We start from the raw sequence: 18804 nt of genomic DNA on the forward strand, positions 1-18804 counted from the left end.
TATCTGAATTTCACTGTGAAATAACGTAATTGAGGAAACCGGCAGGCAAACGGAATATTGAGACAAGGCTGAAAAGAGCCATTTCGGTGGTTTGCAAGGAGATAACAATGCACGCTTATTTTGATCAGATAGAAAAAGTTCGCTTTGAAGGTCAGGGCAGCCGCAATCCGTTTGCCTTCCGCCATTACAACCCTGACGAGGTCATCCTCGGCAAACGCATGGCCGACCATTTGCGTTTCGCTGTCTGTTACTGGCACACCTTCTGCTGGAACGGTTCCGACATGTTCGGTGCGGGTGCCTTTGCCCGCTCCTGGCAGCAGTCCGGCGACGCCCTGGCGCTGGCGCAACGCAAAGCCGATATCGCCTTTGAATTCCTGCACAAACTGGGCGCACCCTATTACTGTTTCCACGATGTCGACGTCGCGCCCGAAGGCGGTTCGTTGCAGGAATACCTGAACAACTTTGCGGCCATGACCGAGATTCTGGCGGCCAAACAGCAGGAAACCGGCGTGAAGCTGCTGTGGGGCACCGCCAACTGTTTCACGAATCCGCGTTACGCCGCCGGTGCGGCCACCAATCCCGACCCGGAAGTGTTCGCCTGGGCCGCTACGCAAGTGTTCACCGCCATGAATGCCACCAAAACACTGGGCGGCGAGAACTATGTCCTGTGGGGCGGTCGTGAAGGCTATGAAACCCTGCTCAATACCGATCTGCGTCAGGAGCGCGAACAGATTGGGCGTTTTATGCAGATGGTGGTGGAACACAAGCACAAGATCGGTTTCAACGGCACATTATTGATCGAACCCAAACCGCAGGAGCCGACCAAACACCAGTACGACTACGATGTCGCCACCGTCTACGGCTTCCTCAAACAGTTCGGGCTGGAGAAAGACATCAAGGTCAATATCGAGGCCAACCACGCCACCCTGGCGGGGCACACCTTCCATCACGAGATCGCCACCGCGATTGCACTCGGCATCTTCGGCTCGGTGGATGCTAATCGCGGCGACCCACAGCTCGGCTGGGACACTGACCAGTTCCCCAATAGCGTGGAGGAGAACGCACTGGTGCTCTATGAAATCCTGAAAGCAGGTGGATTCACCACCGGCGGCCTCAATTTCGACGCCAAGGTCCGCCGTCAGAGCACCGATCGCTACGACCTGTTCCACGCCCACATCGGTGCAATGGACACGATGGCGCTGTCGCTAAAAGTGGCCGCCCGCATGTTAGAAGACGGCGCACTGAACCAGCACGTCGCCAACCGTTACGCAGGCTGGGACAGCGAACTGGGGCAGCAGATCCTGCAAGGTAACGCCTCACTGGAGATGCTGGCGGGTTATGCCGCTCGCCACCAGCTTGATCCACAGCATCACAGCGGGCAGCAGGAACGGCTGGAAAATCTGGTCAATCGCTACCTGTTCGGTTGATAGAGTGTAGGCTGGCGCAAACCCAACCACGCAGAAAACGGTTTCTGGTGTCTGCGCCAGCGGCGCAAATATTAAGGGTACAGCCTGATAACGGCACACGAAGTCACAGCGAGGCGTTATGTACATCGGCATCGATCTTGGCACATCGGGCGTGAAAGCCATCTTATTACGGGAAAACGGCGACGTAGCAGCCAGCCACAGCGTGCCGCTGAGCGTCTCGCGCCCACATCCGCTGTGGTCAGAACAGGACCCACAAGCGTGGTGGCAGGCAACCGATGCCGCCTTGACCGGGTTGGCCGCGCAACAGACATTGCAGGACGTGCGGGCCATCGGGCTGACCGGTCAGATGCACGGCGCGACGCTGCTGGATGCGAAGCAGCGGGTGTTGCGCCCGGCTATTTTATGGAACGACGGGCGTAGCGCCGCACAATGCCAGCAACTGGAGCAACAAGTGCCGGACGCCCGCCGCATCACCGGCAACCTGATGATGCCCGGTTTTACCGCGCCGAAGCTGAAGTGGATACAGCAGCACGAGCCGGATATTTTTCGGCAAATCGACAAGGTGCTGTTGCCAAAGGATTACCTGCGCTGGTGCCTGACCGGCGATTTCGCCAGCGACATGTCCGATGCAGCAGGCACCTTGTGGATGGATGTCGCCCAACGGGACTGGAATGACGCCCTGCTCACCGCCTGCGGGCTACACCGCTCACAGATGCCTGCGCTGTTCGAAGGCAACCAGATTACCGGACAACTGCGTAGCGACATCGCCGCCCGTTGGGGCATGTCGACGGTGCCCGTGGTCGCTGGCGGCGGTGACAATGCCGCTGGTGCCATCGGCGTCGGGTTGTATCAGGCGGGCCAGGCCATGCTGTCACTCGGCACGTCCGGGGTTTACTTCGCCGTCAGCAACGGCTTTCTCAGCAATCCCCAACGTGCCGTTCACAGCTTTTGCCATGCGTTACCCAACAGCTGGCATCTGATGTCCGTCATGCTGAGTGCGGCGTCCTGTCTCGACTGGGCCGCCCGGCTCACGCACGCCGACAGCGTGGCGGCACTGCTGGCCGAGGCCGAGCAGGCAAACAAGGATGAAACCGCAACGCCGGTGTGGTTCCTGCCTTATTTGTCTGGTGAACGTACCCCGCACAACAACCCACAAGCTAAGGGCGCTTTCTGGGGGCTAACTCACTCGCACGGCCGTGCGGCATTGGCGCGTGCAGTGCTGGAAGGCGTGGGATTTGCATTGGCGGACGGCATGGACGCACTACATGCAACCGGGCTGGAACCCCAGCAGGTCACCCTGATCGGCGGCGGTGCCCGTAGCGCTTACTGGCGACAAATGCTGGCGGATATCAGCGGCAAGACACTGGAGTACCGCACCGGCGGTGATGTCGGTCCGGCGCTGGGCGCAGCGCGGTTGGCGCAGATTGCGCTAAATCCGGCAACGCCGCTGGCGCAGTTACTGCCTACCTTGCCGCTGGAACAAACGCATCAGCCGGACCCGATGCGTCACGCGCAGTACGCCCAACAGCGCACGGTGTTCCGCCAGCTTTACCAGCAACTCAGCCCGCTGATGATCTGATGCGCCCCACCCAGCCGATGGCAAAACTCACCGTGTTAATAAACTTGCCCTATTAGCAAAAAGAAAGGGCCGCGAAAGCGGCCCATTCCTGACGAGTGACTGGCTTAGAACAAACCGAGCGGTTTCTCGGAGTAGCTCACCAGCAGGCATTTGGTCTGCTGGTAGTGTTCCAGCATCATCTTGTGGGTTTCGCGCCCAATACCAGACTGTTTATAACCACCAAACGCTGCATGAGCTGGGTAGGCATGGTAACAGTTGGTCCAGACGCGACCTGCCTGAATACCGCGCCCCATACGGTAGGCAATGTTGGTGTTACGGCTCCATACCCCAGCACCCAGACCGTAAGGCGTGTCGTTGGCGATAGCCAGCGCTTCCTCAGGTGTTTTGAAGGTAGTCACCGCCAGCACCGGCCCGAAGATCTCTTCCTGGAACACCCGCATACTGTTCTGGCCGAATAGGATGGTCGGCTCCAGATAGTAACCTTGTGCCAGTTCTCCCGGCAGCACTTTGCGATGCCCACCAGTCAGCACCTCTGCCCCCTCTTTCTTACCGATATCGATGTAATTGAGGATGGTATCCAACTGCCCCGCCGACACCTGCGCGCCCATCATGGTCTGGCTATCGAGCGGGTTCCCCACCCGAATAGACTCGACGCGTTTAATGGCGCGCTCCATGAACCGTTCGTAAATCGATTCCTGTATCAACGCCCGGCTCGGGCAGGTACAGACTTCGCCCTGATTGAACGCAAACAACGCGAACCCTTCCAGTACCTTGTCAAAGAAGCTGTCTTCCTGATCCATTACGTCGGCAAAGAAGATATTCGGCGATTTACCACCCAGCTCCAGCGTAACCGGGATGACGTTCTGTGCCGCATAACCCATGATCTGCTGGCCGACCTCGGTCGAACCGGTAAAGGCTACCTTGGCGATACGCGGCGAAGTCGCCAGATACTCGCCGATCTGCCCACCGGCACCGTTAACCACATTCAGCACGCCCGGCGGCAAGATATCCTGAATCAGTTCCATCAACAGCAGCACCGACAGCGGCGTCAGCTTGGCGGGCTTAAGCACAATGCAGTTACCCGCTGCCAGCGCCGGTGCCAGCTTCCAGCACGCCATCAGCAGCGGGAAGTTCCACGGAATAATTTGCCCGACCACGCCCAGCGGTTCGTGGAAATGGTAGGCAACGGTATCATGGTCGATCTCGCTGATCGCCCCTTCCTGCGCGCGAATACAGGCGGCAAAGTAGCGGAAGTGATCGATACCCAGCGGTACATCCGCATTCATGGTTTCCCGGATCGGCTTCCCGTTATCCCAGGTTTCTGCACTGGCCAACAACGCCAGGTTCGCCTCCATACGGTCGGCGATACGGTTGAGGATTTGTGCCCGCTCGCGGGTGGATAACGCCCCCCATTCAGCACTAGCCTTATGAGCCGCATCCAATGCATGTTCGACGTCGCGGTTACTCGAACTGGCGACTTCACACAGCGGCTGGCCGGTTACCGGCGTCAGGTTGACGTAATATTCGTTACCGGATGGCGGCACCCATGCGCCGCCGATAAAATTGTCGTAGCGCGCTTTCAGCGTGAGGGCGGGTCCATACTCACCGGGCAACACCCGGTTTCCTGCGGTATCGATGGCCATATCTGTCTCCTTTGGTGATACAGGGTGTCATCGCAGGTGGTTCCCCGACGTCTGTCGGCATCCCCTGCGCCGCGGCAGCCAGAACCGGCCGGTGTAAAACCGACAGGAATGAAAAGACTATCTGGCTGATAAGTCCTCACAGAAAGTAATGATTAAATCCTATACAGTGTTACCAGATTGTAAAAGGTCTGCCGCAGGGAAAAATGCCACTCTTAGACTCAGCGCACAGTTTGTTATTTTCATGTTCAGGCCATACTTTTTTATCCGTAGGGTGTGTATAGAAACTCACGGGATAAAAATTCGCATCCCTGCTACGGCGGTGAAATAATGTCGGCAAGGATTCATGCAACAGCGAGCACAACACAGTGAACAGTGATGATTCTCAAGGCGTTGCCGAGCAGTTGGTAGCGGGCGCTTGCCAGCGCACCGTCTGGCATCAGGATGAACTGGATTCGCCACAGCAGGACTGGCTGGCGGAAGAAGTGCCGGTGGCGCTGGTCTATAACGGTATTTCGCACGTCGTGATGATGGCGTCGCCAAAAGATCTGGAGCCGTTTGCGCTCGGCTTTTCCCTGTCGGAAGGCATCATCCAGTCACCGCAGGATATCTACGGCATGGATGTCGTGCCGGTATGTAACGGCATCGAAGTACAAATCGAGCTGTCCAGCCGCCGTTTCGCCGGGTTAAAGGCACGCCGACGAGCGATGGACGGGCGAACCGGTTGCGGCGTCTGCGGAGTGGAACAGTTAGAGGAAATCGGTAAACCGGTGTCGCCGCTGCCGTTCACCCAACATTTCTCGCTCTCCCGCCTGGAGCAGGCGTTGCAGGCGCTGAAAACGGTGCAACAAGCGGGCGCGTTGACCGGTTCGACGCACGCTGCGGCCTGGTTGTCGCCCGAAGGGGAACTGTTGGGCGGCTGTGAGGACGTCGGCCGCCATGTAGCGCTGGACAAACTGCTGGGAACGCGCGCGCGCCAGCCCTGGCAGCAGGGGGCAGCGCTGGTGTCCAGCCGCGCCAGCTATGAAATGGTGCAAAAATCCGCCATGTGCGGGGTAGAAATTCTGTTTGCGGTTTCAGCCGCCACCTCACTGGCGGTAGCGGTGGCTGAGCGGTGCAATCTGACGCTGGTTGGCTTCTGCCGTCCCGGACGCGCCACCATCTATACCCATCCGCAGCGCTTGCAGCCCTGATGGTCAGGCTGGGCATAGCTTAGACCGATTTGTTGTTAGCCAGAGCAATTACGGTATAAATGCTTGTAATCGCGGCATAAAATGCGCAGATAAACCGGCTGTTGCCACGAATAGTCGTTTTCAAGATCATTTAATTAACTATAATGAACCTAATGCTTACGCGGTGCTAACAAGCAATAGCACCGCACAATAACTAAATTGCGCACGACAACAATGGAGATGCTAAACATGAGTTATTCACTGCCATCCCTGCCTTATGCTTATGACGCACTGGAGCCGCACTTCGACAAGCAGACGATGGAAATCCATCACTCCAAGCACCATCAGGCTTACGTCAATAATGCTAACGCAGCGCTGGAATCCCTGCCTGAGTTCGCCAGCCTGTCCGCCGAAGAGCTGATCACCAAACTGGATCAGCTGCCAGCCGACAAAAAAGGCCCTCTGCGTAACAACGCCGGTGGTCACGCCAACCACAGCCTGTTCTGGAAAGGTCTGAAACTGGGCACCACGCTGGCAGGCGACCTGAAAGCCGCTATTGAGCGTGATTTCGGTAGCGTTGACGCGTTCAAAGAAAAATTCGAACAGGCAGCAGCAACCCGTTTCGGTTCCGGCTGGGCATGGCTGGTGCTGAAAGACGACGGTAAACTGGCTGTCGTTTCCACCGCTAACCAGGACAGCCCGCTGATGGGCGAAGCGATCTCCGGCGCATCCGGCTATCCGCTCATCGCACTGGACGTGTGGGAGCACGCTTACTACCTGAAATACCAGAACCGTCGCCCGGACTACATTAAAGCATTCTGGAGCGTCGTAAACTGGGACGAAGCGGCCAAACGTTTTGCTGAAGCCAAAAAATAAGCAAAAGGTAAAAATTAATTTCTAAATCAGAAATTAACGCCATAAAACCCGGAATAACCTTTGTTATACCGGGTTTTTTTTATTGTATTTTCAGGATTATTGTCGAAAAAGCAGTATATAGTTTTATTATGGCGCGCCGATAAATTCTGTATGTGCTCATGCATAGACTGCACACAGCCGCCAACATAGCAATCTCACATTAACGAATAAATCGGTTCTCCACCACCTTGCTTCATCACTCAGCCTAATAAATGATGGAAGAAAAAATGGCTATAAAAATCGAAAATATGAAAGTCGGCAGGAAGTTAGGATTAGGGTTCTTCCTGGTTCTGTTGCTGACCGTCATTATTGCTGCAGTCAGCGTACGCTACATCGAAACACTAAAAGGGCGTTTTGAAAAAGTTATCTTCAGCAATCAAATCAGCGATGAGGTTAATGAAGCCCGTTATTATCGGGTTCTGTACAGCACAAGTTATAACCCGGATAGCATTCAACAAAACACCAAACATATTGATAACATTATTACTTTAATTACCTCGATTAAGGATAAATCCTGGCGTGGCGATTATGACGACAAACTGAGTAATATCACCAGCCTGATCAGCCAATATAAGGAAAAGCAAAAAAACTATACCGACGCCGTAGCCAAAAAAGATGCTGTCAGAAAAAGCTGGAACCTGTCCGATTCGGAAAAACCGCTCAAACAGATAGAACAGCAGGTGGTTGGCAATATGCCGTTGCAATTACAACTCACCTCGCTGCACCAGAAGTTGGTGACGGTCCGTTATCTGGTGCGCGGCCTGTTGTTATCGCTGAACAGCGATGCGGAAAAACCGCTGGTTACCTCGCTGGATGATGCGCAGGCAACGTTGAATCAGTTTATTCAGGCGCTGACGCCGGAACAGCAAGCCATCATGGCCCCCGTGGTTTCTACGCTTTCAACCTACAAAACGCAGGTACTGGCTTATCTTCCGGCTTATCAGGTGGAAATGAATCAGGCCAAACTGCTGGGTGAAACCGCCAATCAACTGCTCGACAACATCGACAAGATGGTTACCGAGGAAACTGCCGCCACCCAGAACGATATCACCACTGCCGAATGGCAGATTGCCATCACCGCGCTGATTACGCTGGTGTTGGGTGCGCTGATTGCCTGGTATATCTCCCGCCAGATTACCCAGCCGCTGAACAACACTGTAGCTATCGCCGAAAGCATCGCCACCGGCGATCTGACCATCGCGATTGAAAACACACGCCGCGACGAACTGGGCATGTTGTTTGGCGCAATGGCGAAAATGAAAGCGAATCTACACAACATGATCGATGACATCCGTATGGGTGTCAGCCAAATCACCACCGCCGCCAGCGAAATCGTCACCGGTAACAATGACCTGGCCGCCCGTACCGAATCCCAGGCCGCATCGGTGGAACAAACCGCCGCCAGCATGGAACAACTGACCGCCACCGTGAAACAGAACGCCGCGAACGCGCATCAGGCTAACAAGCTGGTGCTGGATGCGACGCACACCGCACAGGAAGGCGGCAAGCTGGTGGAAGACGTGGTGCAAACTATGTCCGACATCGAAGGCAGCTCCAAACGGATTGCGGAAATCACGTCGGTGATCAACGGTATCGCCTTCCAGACCAACATTCTGGCGCTCAATGCCGCGGTGGAAGCCGCCCGTGCAGGTGAACAAGGCCGCGGTTTTGCCGTAGTCGCCAACGAAGTACGCAACCTGGCGCAACGCAGCTCGCAGGCAGCCAAAGAAATTGAAGGGTTGATCTCCACCTCGGTCGAGCAGGTATCCAAAGGTGCGCATCTGGTGCATTCAGCCGGTAAAACCATGCAGGAAATTGTGACGGCGGTGACGCATGTGCATGACATCATGGGAGAAATTACGGTCGCATCTGATGAGCAAAGCCGTGGTATCGCTCAGGTGAATCAGGCGATCGTTGAGATGGATAGCACCACTCAACAAAACGCCGCGCTGGTGCAGCAATCCTCTGCGGCCGCCAGCTCGCTGGAAGAACAGGCGGTTATGCTCTCCAACACCGTGTCGACGTTCCGTCTCTCCTCCACGCATGAACTGGCACCTGCCAGCCACGGTTTGCCGTTTGCCGGTCATCAGCAACAGTTGTCTTATAGGCGCTAACGGCAGGCGCATCCCCCTTCAACGAAGGGATCAGCGAAAGCGAGAAACAATCACCACCTCCCGAGAGGTGGTTTAAAACCGACAGCAAAAAGGGCAACCCAAACGGGTTGCCCTTTTTATATGATTTATCTGATATCCCTGAATCAGAACGCCTTTTTCAGGCTGATTCCAGCAATAAGCTCGGTCAGTGACAGCACCAGCGTGGAACGCACCATCTGCTGATAACGCTGCTGTTGCATCGCCGCCAGCAACACGTCATCGGGATCGACGCTCGGCGGCAGCATCGGCGACGGCGGCAGGCTGCTTACACAATGCAGCTCGCTGATCGGCCCGAGGATTTCATCATCGGTAAACCGGTAACCATGCTCATCGTGAGTCAGCTCTTCGCCCAACGCCATCAGCAGTTCGGTATCTTCGTATTCTTTACGGCTGATCATGCCCAAACCGTAAATCAGCTTCAGCCGGACTGACAGCTCACCCAGCGGCCCGCTGCCGGATAACAGGGGTTCGACGGCGTACTTCACGGCATAATCGTCTTTGCGAAACGCCTGCAGCATCAGCAGGCTGACGGCTTCTGCCAATAACTCGACGGCCATCAGCATAAAGCTTCTGACCGTTTTCGATGCATTCAGGGATTCCAGTACCCGGTTTTCAAATGCCTGCGTATCGTCCATCGTCGCTTCTCGTACGTTAATTCCGCGCACAGTATTGCCCCTGCGCGTTGGAGCGGCTGACTCCACGGAGGCATGGCTCTTCATCTGCAACGCCCCCGTCCTATCCAACGCACCCGATTGAAAACAGGGACACAGCCTGATCTGTGCCGAGACGCGCCGATTACTGCATGGCGTTATACACACTCACCGCTTTTCCGACAACCTCGCTGTCAGCGTCCAGTCCGGAAATCTGCGCCAGCGCACCCTTCGGCCCATGCGAGGCGATCAACGCCGCCAGTTCCTGCGCCTGTGGGTCCTGCTCGCTGCGATAATGCATAGCAGCCGCGATGCCCTGGATCAGGTTGTCATGCGGCAGGCTGTATTCCAGCGTGCCCAGCAACGGTTTGATCAGGCGATCGCCTGCACTGAGTTTGCGCAGCGGCTGACGGCCAACACGCTCTACTTCATCGTGCAGCCACGGGTTTTCAAAACGGGTAAGAATTTTACGGATGTAAGCCTGATGCTTGTCGGCATCAAAACCATAGCGACGAATCAGCACCGTGCCACTCTCCTCCATCGCCCCTTGCACCACGCGGCGGATCGCCGGGTCCAGAATGGCGTCGCGGATGGTGCTGTGCCCGGCGCGCTGGCCGAGGTAAGCGGTGATGGCATGGCCGGTGTTCAGGGTGAACAGCTTGCGCTCAACGAATGCCATCAGGTTATCAGTGAGTTCCATACCGGCGATCGCCGGTGGCTCGCCGTTGAACTGGGTTTTATCCACAATCCACTCGCTGAACGTTTCCACCGTCACCGCCAGCGGATCAGACTCACCGGCTTCAGCTGGCGGCACAATGCGGTCCACCGCCGAGTCCACAAAACCGACATGCTGCGCGACCCACGCCTGGGTATTTTCCGGCAATTGCGCCAGCACATGCTGCTTGAGCTGGCTGGTGCCGCGCACCATGTTTTCACAGGCGATAATATTCAGCGGCGAGGTGTTGCCGTTGGCATGACGCTTCACCAGCCCTTGCGCAATAGCACCGGCGATCTTCGCCAGAATCTGCGGGCCAACGGCCGTTGTCACCAGGTCAACCCCGGCAATCAATTCAACCGCCTGCGGGCTACCGCTGTGTACAGCACTGACCTGACTAACCGTATCTACCTGCTGCTGTTCGCCGACGATCCGCACCGGATAGCTACCGCGTTGATTGATGGCATCCAGCAACGGCTGATTCACATCAGCAAACGTCAGAGAAATGCCCGCATCCGCCAGCAGCTTGCCGATAAACCCACGGCCGATATTACCGGCCCCAAAATGTAATGCTTTCATCATGCGTAACCTTACTACCGAGATTTAACAATCCGGGGAAATGTAACAATCCGAGAAAGAAAGCGCCGCCCGAAGGCGGCACTTTTTTATCTATCAGGCAGGTGACTTGCCGGAAAGCAGGTCGAGGACATCCTGCACATTCTCCGTCTGAGCCAGGCGTTCTATTATCGACTCATCATCCAGCGCGCTGGTGAGGTTGGTGATGACCTGCACGTGTTCGTTGTTGCGAGCCGCGATACCGATGACCAGACGAGCTACGTCATCTTCATCGTCGCCGAAGCGCACCCCTTGCGGATACTGGCAGAACACCACGCCCGTTTTCAGCACCCGGTCTTTAGCTTCAATCGTCCCGTGTGGCACGGCGATCGACTCACCCAGATAGGTGGAAGTCAGTTTCTCACGCTCCAGCATCGCCTCGACATACGCCGACTCGACATAACCGCCTTTGACCAGTTGCTCACCGGCAAAACGAATGGCCTGTTCTTTGTCAGCAGCCTGTAGGTTCAGGAAGACGTTTTTCTCCGTCAACTGGAACAACGTCTGCGGTGCAGCCGCCGACTCAGCAGCAGGAGCAGCGGCAGCAGGTTTGGCCCCACCGGGTTGAGCCGCCTGCAAGCGAGCAACCAGATCGCTATACAGGTTACTGTCGAGGAAATTGGTCAGCGAAATGTGCTGAGCTTGCGGTGCATGGCGCATGGCGCGCTCGGTCAGATCACGGTGGGTAATCACCAAATCGACGTCTTCCGGCAGGCTATTGATAGCACTGTTGGTCACCGAAATGCTCTGTAGACCGGCATCCTGAACCTTCTTGCGCAGCACCCCTGCCCCCATGGCGCTGGAACCCATACCAGCGTCGCAAGCGACAATGATTTTACGCACGGTGCCAAGGTCACCGCTCACGCCGCTGACAGCCTGGCCTTTGGATGCAGACTTCATTTCCTGCATACGACGGGTCGCTTGCTCCAGTTCGTCGTCATCCTTCACCTTACTGCTTTTCAGCAGGATGGCCGACACCACAAAAGAGACGGCGAACGCGGCGGCAATCGCCGTAATATTGGCGAAGTAGGCACCTTTCGGCGTCATTGCCAGCACCGCCAGAATGGAACCTGGCGAAGCGGGAGACACCAGACCGCCGTTCAGCAGGCCCAGCGTGAACACGCCGGTCATACCGCCAAGAATCACGGCGATAATCAGGCGCGGATTCATCAGCACATACGGGAAGTAGATTTCATGGATCCCGCCCAGGAAGTGGATGATGGCTGCGCCCGGCGCGGACTGTTTGGCGTTACCGCGGCCAAACAGCATGTAAGCCATCAGCACGCCCATACCCGGACCTGGGTTGGCTTCGATCAGGAAGAAGATGGATTTCCCGGCTTCCGTCGCCTGCTGGATGCCCAGTGGCGAGAAGATACCGTGGTTGATGGCGTTATTCAGGAACAGGATCTTCGCCGGTTCAACAAAAATCGACGCCAGCGGCAACAGGTTATTCTGCACCATCAGGTGTACGCCTGCGGCCAGAATGCGCGACAGCGCCTCGACCAGCGGGCCAATCGCCAGGAAGGACAGAATAGCCAGCAACATGCCGATGATACCGGCGGAGAAGTTGTTGACCAGCATCTCAAAACCGCTTTTGATTTTGCCGTCAACCGCGCGGTCGAAGTGTTTGATCGCCCAGCCGCCCAGCGGACCGGCAATCATGGCACCGAGAAACATCGGGATATCGGAACCAACCACCACGCCCATGGTGGTGATGGCACCCACTACGCCGCCGCGCTCTCCACCAACCAGACGCCCACCGGTAAAACCGATCAGCAACGGCAGCAGATAGGTGATCATCGGGCCGACCAGCTTGGCCAGCGTCGCGTTGGGGATCCATCCGGTAGGAATAAACAGTGCTGTGATAATCCCCCAGGCAATAAAGGCACCGATATTCGGCATCACCATATTGCTGAGGAAGCGGCCAAAATTCTGCACCTTGACCTTGGTATCTGGTGAGAGCATAGAGATACACCCCTTTGAAGCGCGCGGCGGAAAGCGTTCGCGCGATAATTATTGATTGTTAGACAGCGTGATGACTTCCGTCGGAATCATGAGGTCGTGTACCGCAATGTGCGCACCGCTATTGTCGTCATATCGAATCTGTCGAATCGCGACCACGGCATCGTGTGACGACGAAAAATCTCAATCGCGTGCGCCACCGGCGTGGCCCCCAAAAACCCGTTCTCAAACGGACTCTAGCACGTGATTTCCAGACCGCAACTCGCGACAAATTTGTGATTAAAGTCACAAATACAACCAACAAGATCAAAACAAATGAGTGATGTAATTCACAAAAAAATAATAAAACCGGATAAATGGTCAGAAAAAAACCAATCAGCCCACAAAAAAGAGTGATCTACATCACTATTTTTAGACTTTGGTTTATATGAAATATGTGAGTTAAATCACAATATATTTTCGACACGAACCGGTCTTCACAAGAAAACCAGCCCGTGCCGGGGTCACCTTAGTGAGGCAGGAAATTCTGGGTTTTGAGCGTCGTGAACAGTTTCTGCTGCTGATTGGCGATATCAGTCATCATGCTGTTGTACTGATCCACCTGCTGCTGGGTATGGAATTGGACGCCGTTGTTGCCAAATACCACCTGATTACCTTGCGTCTGCAAGTAATCACCCACCTGCACCACGCTTTGTGCAAACGACGTGCTCGCTGGCACCACCGTTACCATGGCATTAGCTGGCAGAGAAACCGCACGGTTATAGACTTTATCGTATGCCGTCTGCAATTCTTCCGACTGTTTGAGCGCCCGGCGAGCATTGTCCGCCTGGGTTTTGGCGTTCTGTACCTGCGGGCTTAGCATCGTGAGGCCACCCAGCGCCTGACGCAGGTTATCGCGCTGAGTGATGTAATCCTGCGGCACGCGAATGCGAGACACCACGTCCAACAGCGGCGTCAGGCTGGCTGCCAGCGCCTGATCCAGTTGCTGATTGAAAGCGGTCATCACTGCGTAATCCTGGGTAAAACGCCCGAAGCTCTGTTTCTGCTGTTCGGACAACGTCGGTAACTGGCGCCCTTCCTGCTGTGAAATTCCCTGTAGGAACGTGATAAACGCCTGACGCGCATCCTTATCCTTGTCGCCACAAGCCGACAGTTGCAACGCCACAACCAACATAACCACTGGCAGCAGCCAGCGCGAACGGTAATCCGCCAACATCATTACTACTCCTGTTTATTTTCACCACCGTGACCCGGCGGTTTCTATCGCCCGACGAGCCATGTCGCCATAAGCGTAACCGAACCGGCCACCGCATGGGACATACCTCGCCGGTTTTTTTCGCCTAACGGCCTGTTCAACAATCAAGGACCGCTATTCTACGCCGAATCGACGCCATGCCACCCGCAGAATCGTCTGTTCTGTTACAGCGCCGCTGTTATGACCACAACGACGACGAGCACATGGCTGCGCACCGTTTGCACACCATCTTGCACACAACGTGTCATCGTGCACACAGGTCTTGCACATAAGTAGTGCATCCCGGCAGTGCACAGCCGATGACCGCCGATAGCCGAACAAACGGGTCAGCACCACAGCACACCACACTAATAAATTGAAAGATAAGTAAAAAATAAAAGTAACGTGCATGGCAGATGCATATCAATACGCAACATGGCAAGTATTTTGCTTTGTTTGACTGGCAGCAGGAGCGATAGCGGGCAACCGGTGTCGCCAGACAATTTGGAAATGGGTGACTAGGGTTCCGGCTTTACTGCGCAGGTCCGAGAGTCACCGACCGCCCTCTGGCGGTTACACGGCGGGATAAAAGCCCGGGAGGATACAGCGAGATACATGCTCGCCGCCCTCCTGCTTTGCTAATGATTGCGCCCAACGTCAGAGGATATTCGCCATGAAAACGATTCAACGATTACTGCTTGTTTGCGCATTGGCGCTATGCAGCGCCGGTGCACTGGCCGCCAATAAACCCGCCTTCAAACTCTGTTGGTCCATTTACGCTGGCTGGATGCCGTGGGACTACGCCCAGCAGCAAGGCATCATCAAAAAATGGGCCGACAAATACGGTATCGATATCCAGTTTGTTCAGGTCAACGACTACATCGAATCCGTTAACCAGTACACCGCAGGCGGCTTTGACGGCTGCACCATGACCAACATGGACGCCCTGACCATTCCAGCAGCCGGTGGCGTGGACAGCACCGCGCTTATCGTCGGCGACTACTCAAACGGCAACGACGGCATTCTGATCAAGGGCACGAACAGCCTGGCCGCACTCAAAGGCAAGCCGATCAATCTGGTCCAACTGTCCGTGTCTCACTACCTGCTGGCGCGGGCGCTGGAAAAGAACGGCATGAGCGAGAAGGACATTAAAGTGGTGAATACCGCCGATGCCGATCTGGTCGCCGCCTTCGGTACGTCGGAAGTACAGGCCATCGTCACCTGGAACCCCTTGCTGGCGGAAGCCAAAAAACAGCCGGGCAGCCAGTTGGCGTTCTCTTCCGCACAAATCCCCGGCGAAATTCTCGATCTGCTGGTGGTCAATACCGCCACGCTGAAGCAACACCCCGAACTGGGCAAAGCCCTGACGGGTGCCTGGTATGAAACCCTGCAAGTGATGTCCGGTGATAGCAGCACCGCCCGCCAGGCCCGTATTCGCATGGGACAAGCCGCAGGCACCGACCTGGCAGGATTCGACGAACAACTGGCCGCTACCCACCTGTTTGCCACCCCGAAACAGGCGCTGACGTTCGTCCAGAACGCCCAGTTGAAAGCCACCATGCAGTCAGTCGCAGAGTTCTCCTTCCGTCACGGCCTGTTGGGCGACGGCGCACCGAGTGCGGACGTGGTAGGCGTCTCCACGCCTGCGGGTCTGTGGGGTAACACCGGTAACGTCAAACTGCGTTTCAGCGACGAGTTCCTGAAACTGGCGGCCGACAACACGCTGTAATACGGGAGAACGCCAGATGCGCAAATTGATCAACTACCAGCCGCTGCCGCTGACACGCGGAATGATGGGGTTTCTGCCGCTACTGGCGCTGCTGCTCGTCTACCTGATGGCGTCCGACGCCCGTCTGGCGGCGAACGCCGCCGACAAGCTGTTACCGGGGCTAAACGCGATGGCGGATGCCATGCACCGCATGGCGTTTGAGCCCAACGAACGCACCGGCGAATACCTATTGTGGGTCGATACCGCCGCCAGCCTGCTTCGGTTGTTGACCGGCGTGGGGTTAAGCGCGTTGCTGGCACTGGTGTTCGGCCTGCTGTGCGGTGCGCTACCGGCGGTGCGCGCCACGTTGTCACCGCTGGTTACCCTGTTTGCGCTGATCCCACCGCTGGCGGTGCTGCCTATCCTGTTCATCTGCTTCGGGCTGGGTGAAGTATCCAAAGTGGTGCTGATCATGGTGGGCATTACGCCGTTCATCATTCGCGACCTGCAACTCTACATCCAGAGCCTGCCGCAGGAGCAGTTGGTGAAAGCGCAAACCCTCGGCGGCCACAGCGGCCAAATCCTGTGGCGGGTAATTTTGCCGCAATTGATGCCACGGTTACTGGATGCGGTACGCCTGTCGCTTAGCTCCGCCTGGCTGTTCCTGATCGCCGCCGAAGCTATCGCCGCCACCGAAGGGCTTGGCTACCGCATCTTCCTGATGCGCCGCTATCTGGCGATGGACGTCATTCTGCCTTACGTCGCCTGGATCACAGCACTGGCGTTCCTGCTCGATGTGCTGCTACGGGTCATCAGCCGTCGCGGCTGGCCCTGGTATTACTCGAAATGAGCCGTTAACCGGAATGCAGGAGAAACAATGTCGTTATTAAAACTTAAAAACATCAGGAAAGAGTACGACGGCCAGGTGGTACTGGAACGGCTCAATGTCTCGGTCGAGGAAGGCGAATTCGTCTCCATCGTCGGGGCGTCTGGTTGCGGCAAAACCACCTTTCTCAAGATGCTGCTCGGCACAGAAAGCCCCAGCAGTGGCCAGTTGCTGCTCGACGACACGCCCATGCCGCAGGAGCCGGACGAACACCGCGGCGTGGTGTTCCAGCGCTATTCAGTTTTCCCTCATCTTCGCGTGGTGGAAAACGTGATGATCGGTGCCGAATTCGCTGAAGCACGCTGGCTCGGCCGAGTATGGGGTGCTCGCCGCCGGGCGCTTCGAGATCAAGCGATGGCGATGTTATGTCAGGTCGGGCTGGAGCAATCCGCCCAAAAATATCCGCATCAGTTATCCGGCGGTATGCAACAGCGGCTGGCGCTGGCACAGGCACTAATCAAACGCCCGCGCATTCTGCTGCTGGACGAGCCATTTGGGGCGCTGGACCCTGGTATCCGCGCTGAAATGCACCAATTAATCAGCCAGTTATGGCGTGAAAATTGCCTGACCATTTTCATGATCACCCATGACCTTAAAGAGGGCTTTTCACTCGGGTCACGCCTGTGGGTATTCGACAAACTGCGTCAGGATCCGCAAGCACCAGATGCCTTTGGTGCCAGCATCACCTACGACCTTCCGCTGGAGCGGACACCAGCCGGTGTTCGGGATTCAGCAGGAGAACGCATTGACGGGCGGCACCACGCCGCCTGATGGGAGGAGTGACACCATGAACGATCATTATCAAACTGAACTACCCGCCGGGTCACACTGGTCGCTGGTCATGCGCCGTGGCACAGCATTACGTTTGACCGATACCGAAGGCGGTGCCAACGTAGGTATGCTGTTTTACAACCCGGAAAATCCGCTGGAGCGTTACAACGCGCCGGACACGCTTAAATGCCAGCATACGTTTCGCCTGACCGTCGGCCACTGCCTGTACTCGGATATGGGCCGTATTTTTTGCGGTATCGAAACCGACAGTTTCGGCTGGCATGAAACCGTGTGTGGTAGTGCCAACGCACAACAGGTGGCACGTCAATTTGGCGAACTGAGCTACCAGCAGGCCCGCAACCACCGTCATCAGAACGGCTATGACAGCTTCCTGGTGGAACTGGCGAAATACGGTCTTGGTAAACGCGACATGGCCGCCTGCGTTAATTTTTTCGCCCGCGTAAGCAGCGACGACGACGGCAACCTGACACTGGAACAACAGGGGCAGCCCGGCGCGAGTGTCACCTTGCGTTTCGCCATGGATACGCTGGTTATCCTGCATACCTGCCCGCACCCGCTCAGCACCACCGCTGACTACCCGCGTCACCCGGTCCTGCTAACACTGGACCATCAGCGTGCACCGCTGCCGGATATCTGCCTGGCGCGACCAGAGAACCAACGCGGACTGCGCAACAACACACTTTACTATCTGGCCGAACAACCCCAAGGAGTCTGATCATGATCCGGACCAGCCAACGCGACCCCACCACAGCGATTTACCGCGCCACCCTGCCTGCCGGTGACTACTGGCTGCACCGCATTGAAGCCGGGCAAACGCTGCGTATTACCGATCTCGAAGGCAACCAAGCCGCCGACACCCTGTTCTACAACGCCGACGACACCGCCGAGCGCTACAGCGTGACCGATACCCTGCGCGGTCAGCGCAACGTCTTCCTCACCACCGGCAGCGTACTGCGTTCCAACGAAGACCGCCCGATGCTGGAAATCGTGGCGGATACCTGCGGCCGCCACGACACCCTCGGTGGTGCCTGCGCCACCGAAAGCAACACGGTGCGTTACGATCTGGAAAAGCGCCACATGCACGCCTGCCGTGACAGTTGGATGCTGGCAGTAACGCAACACCCGGAATACCAGCTGACCAAACGCGACATCACCCACAACATCAATTTTTTCATGAACGTGCCGGTGACGCGAGAAGGCGGACTAACCTTCGCTGACGGCATCTCCGCACCAGGAAAATACGTGGAAATGGTAGCGAAAATGAACGTACTGGTGCTGATCTCCAATTGTCCGCAGTTGAATAACCCCTGTAACGGCTACAACCCTACCCCGATCGATATCGCTGTCTGGTAAAGG

General features: G+C 56.4%; 15 protein-coding genes and 1 riboswitch. Of the genes, 10 read left to right on the forward strand and 5 right to left on the reverse strand.

The window, feature by feature from the left end:
• Positions 1–107: 107 nt before the first annotated feature.
• Both xylA and xylB read left to right on the forward strand, forming a co-directional pair.
• Positions 108–1427: a xylose isomerase gene (gene xylA, locus OB87_RS03805; RefSeq protein WP_033568106.1), complete on the forward strand. Its 1320-nt coding sequence runs from the start codon at positions 108–110 to the stop codon at positions 1425–1427.
• Between the two features lie 118 nt (positions 1428–1545).
• Positions 1546–3006, forward strand: a complete 1461-nt coding sequence (gene xylB / locus OB87_RS03810; protein WP_033568107.1) for a xylulokinase — start codon at positions 1546–1548, stop codon at positions 3004–3006.
• A 104-nt stretch (positions 3007–3110) separates the two neighbouring features.
• Here the strand turns inward: xylB and exaC are convergent, their stop codons facing one another.
• Positions 3111–4649 carry an acetaldehyde dehydrogenase ExaC gene (gene exaC, locus OB87_RS03815; protein WP_033568108.1) on the reverse strand — a complete coding sequence of 513 codons (1539 nt, stop codon included), beginning with the start codon at positions 4647–4649 and terminating at the stop codon, positions 3111–3113.
• 365 nt (positions 4650–5014) lie between these two features.
• Between exaC and fdhD the strand changes: the two genes are divergently transcribed.
• The 3 genes from fdhD (at position 5015) to OB87_RS03830 (ending at position 8847) form a co-directional block, all read left to right on the forward strand.
• Complete coding sequence (gene fdhD / locus OB87_RS03820) at positions 5015–5839, forward strand: formate dehydrogenase accessory sulfurtransferase FdhD (RefSeq protein ID WP_033568109.1); 825 nt, start codon at positions 5015–5017, stop codon at positions 5837–5839.
• A gap of 228 nt (positions 5840–6067) precedes the next feature.
• Positions 6068–6694, forward strand: coding sequence for a superoxide dismutase [Mn] (gene sodA / locus OB87_RS03825; protein ID WP_033568110.1), 627 nt, complete (start codon positions 6068–6070; stop codon positions 6692–6694).
• 266 nt (positions 6695–6960) lie between these two features.
• On the forward strand, positions 6961–8847 hold the full coding sequence (locus tag OB87_RS03830) for a methyl-accepting chemotaxis protein (RefSeq protein ID WP_033568111.1): 1887 nt from the start codon (positions 6961–6963) through the stop codon (positions 8845–8847).
• Between the two features lie 143 nt (positions 8848–8990).
• Here OB87_RS03830 and OB87_RS03835 read toward each other — a convergent pair whose 3' ends face one another.
• From OB87_RS03835 to OB87_RS03850, 4 genes are all read right to left on the reverse strand, one after another.
• Complete coding sequence (locus tag OB87_RS03835; RefSeq protein WP_395856428.1) at positions 8991–9605, reverse strand: MltR family transcriptional regulator; 615 nt, start codon at positions 9603–9605, stop codon at positions 8991–8993.
• A 76-nt stretch (positions 9606–9681) separates the two neighbouring features.
• Complete coding sequence (locus OB87_RS03840; protein WP_033568113.1) at positions 9682–10830, reverse strand: mannitol-1-phosphate 5-dehydrogenase; 1149 nt, start codon at positions 10828–10830, stop codon at positions 9682–9684.
• Positions 10831–10923: 93 nt separating this feature from the next.
• Positions 10924–12831: a PTS mannitol transporter subunit IICBA gene (locus OB87_RS03845; protein WP_033568114.1), complete on the reverse strand. Its 1908-nt coding sequence runs from the start codon at positions 12829–12831 to the stop codon at positions 10924–10926.
• A 505-nt stretch (positions 12832–13336) separates the two neighbouring features.
• Entirely contained in the window at positions 13337–14047 is a 711-nt protein-coding gene (locus tag OB87_RS03850) for a DUF3053 domain-containing protein (RefSeq protein WP_033568115.1), read from the reverse strand.
• 522 nt (positions 14048–14569) lie between these two features.
• A riboswitch (guanidine-I (ykkC/yxkD leader) is annotated at positions 14570–14664 on the forward strand.
• A 71-nt stretch (positions 14665–14735) separates the two neighbouring features.
• Between OB87_RS03850 and OB87_RS03855 the strand changes: the two genes are divergently transcribed.
• From OB87_RS03855 to OB87_RS03875, 5 genes are read left to right on the forward strand one after another with little or no spacing between them, the layout of a single operon-like run.
• Positions 14736–15791 carry a putative urea ABC transporter substrate-binding protein gene (locus tag OB87_RS03855; RefSeq protein ID WP_033568116.1) on the forward strand — a complete coding sequence of 352 codons (1056 nt, stop codon included), beginning with the start codon at positions 14736–14738 and terminating at the stop codon, positions 15789–15791.
• Between the two features lie 16 nt (positions 15792–15807).
• On the forward strand, positions 15808–16620 hold the full coding sequence (locus OB87_RS03860) for an ABC transporter permease (protein ID WP_033568117.1): 813 nt from the start codon (positions 15808–15810) through the stop codon (positions 16618–16620).
• A 27-nt stretch (positions 16621–16647) separates the two neighbouring features.
• Positions 16648–17427 (forward strand): ABC transporter ATP-binding protein, encoded by a 780-nt coding sequence (locus tag OB87_RS03865; protein WP_033568118.1) that lies wholly within the window; start codon positions 16648–16650, stop codon positions 17425–17427.
• A 16-nt stretch (positions 17428–17443) separates the two neighbouring features.
• On the forward strand, positions 17444–18163 hold the full coding sequence (locus OB87_RS03870) for an urea amidolyase associated protein UAAP1 (protein WP_033568119.1): 720 nt from the start codon (positions 17444–17446) through the stop codon (positions 18161–18163).
• 2 nt (positions 18164–18165) lie between these two features.
• Positions 18166–18801 (forward strand): urea amidolyase associated protein UAAP2, encoded by a 636-nt coding sequence (locus OB87_RS03875; RefSeq protein ID WP_033568120.1) that lies wholly within the window; start codon positions 18166–18168, stop codon positions 18799–18801.
• Positions 18802–18804 lie beyond the last annotated feature (3 nt).

Source organism: Dickeya undicola (assembly GCF_000784735.1).
Lineage (GTDB): Bacteria > Pseudomonadota > Gammaproteobacteria > Enterobacterales > Enterobacteriaceae > Dickeya > Dickeya undicola.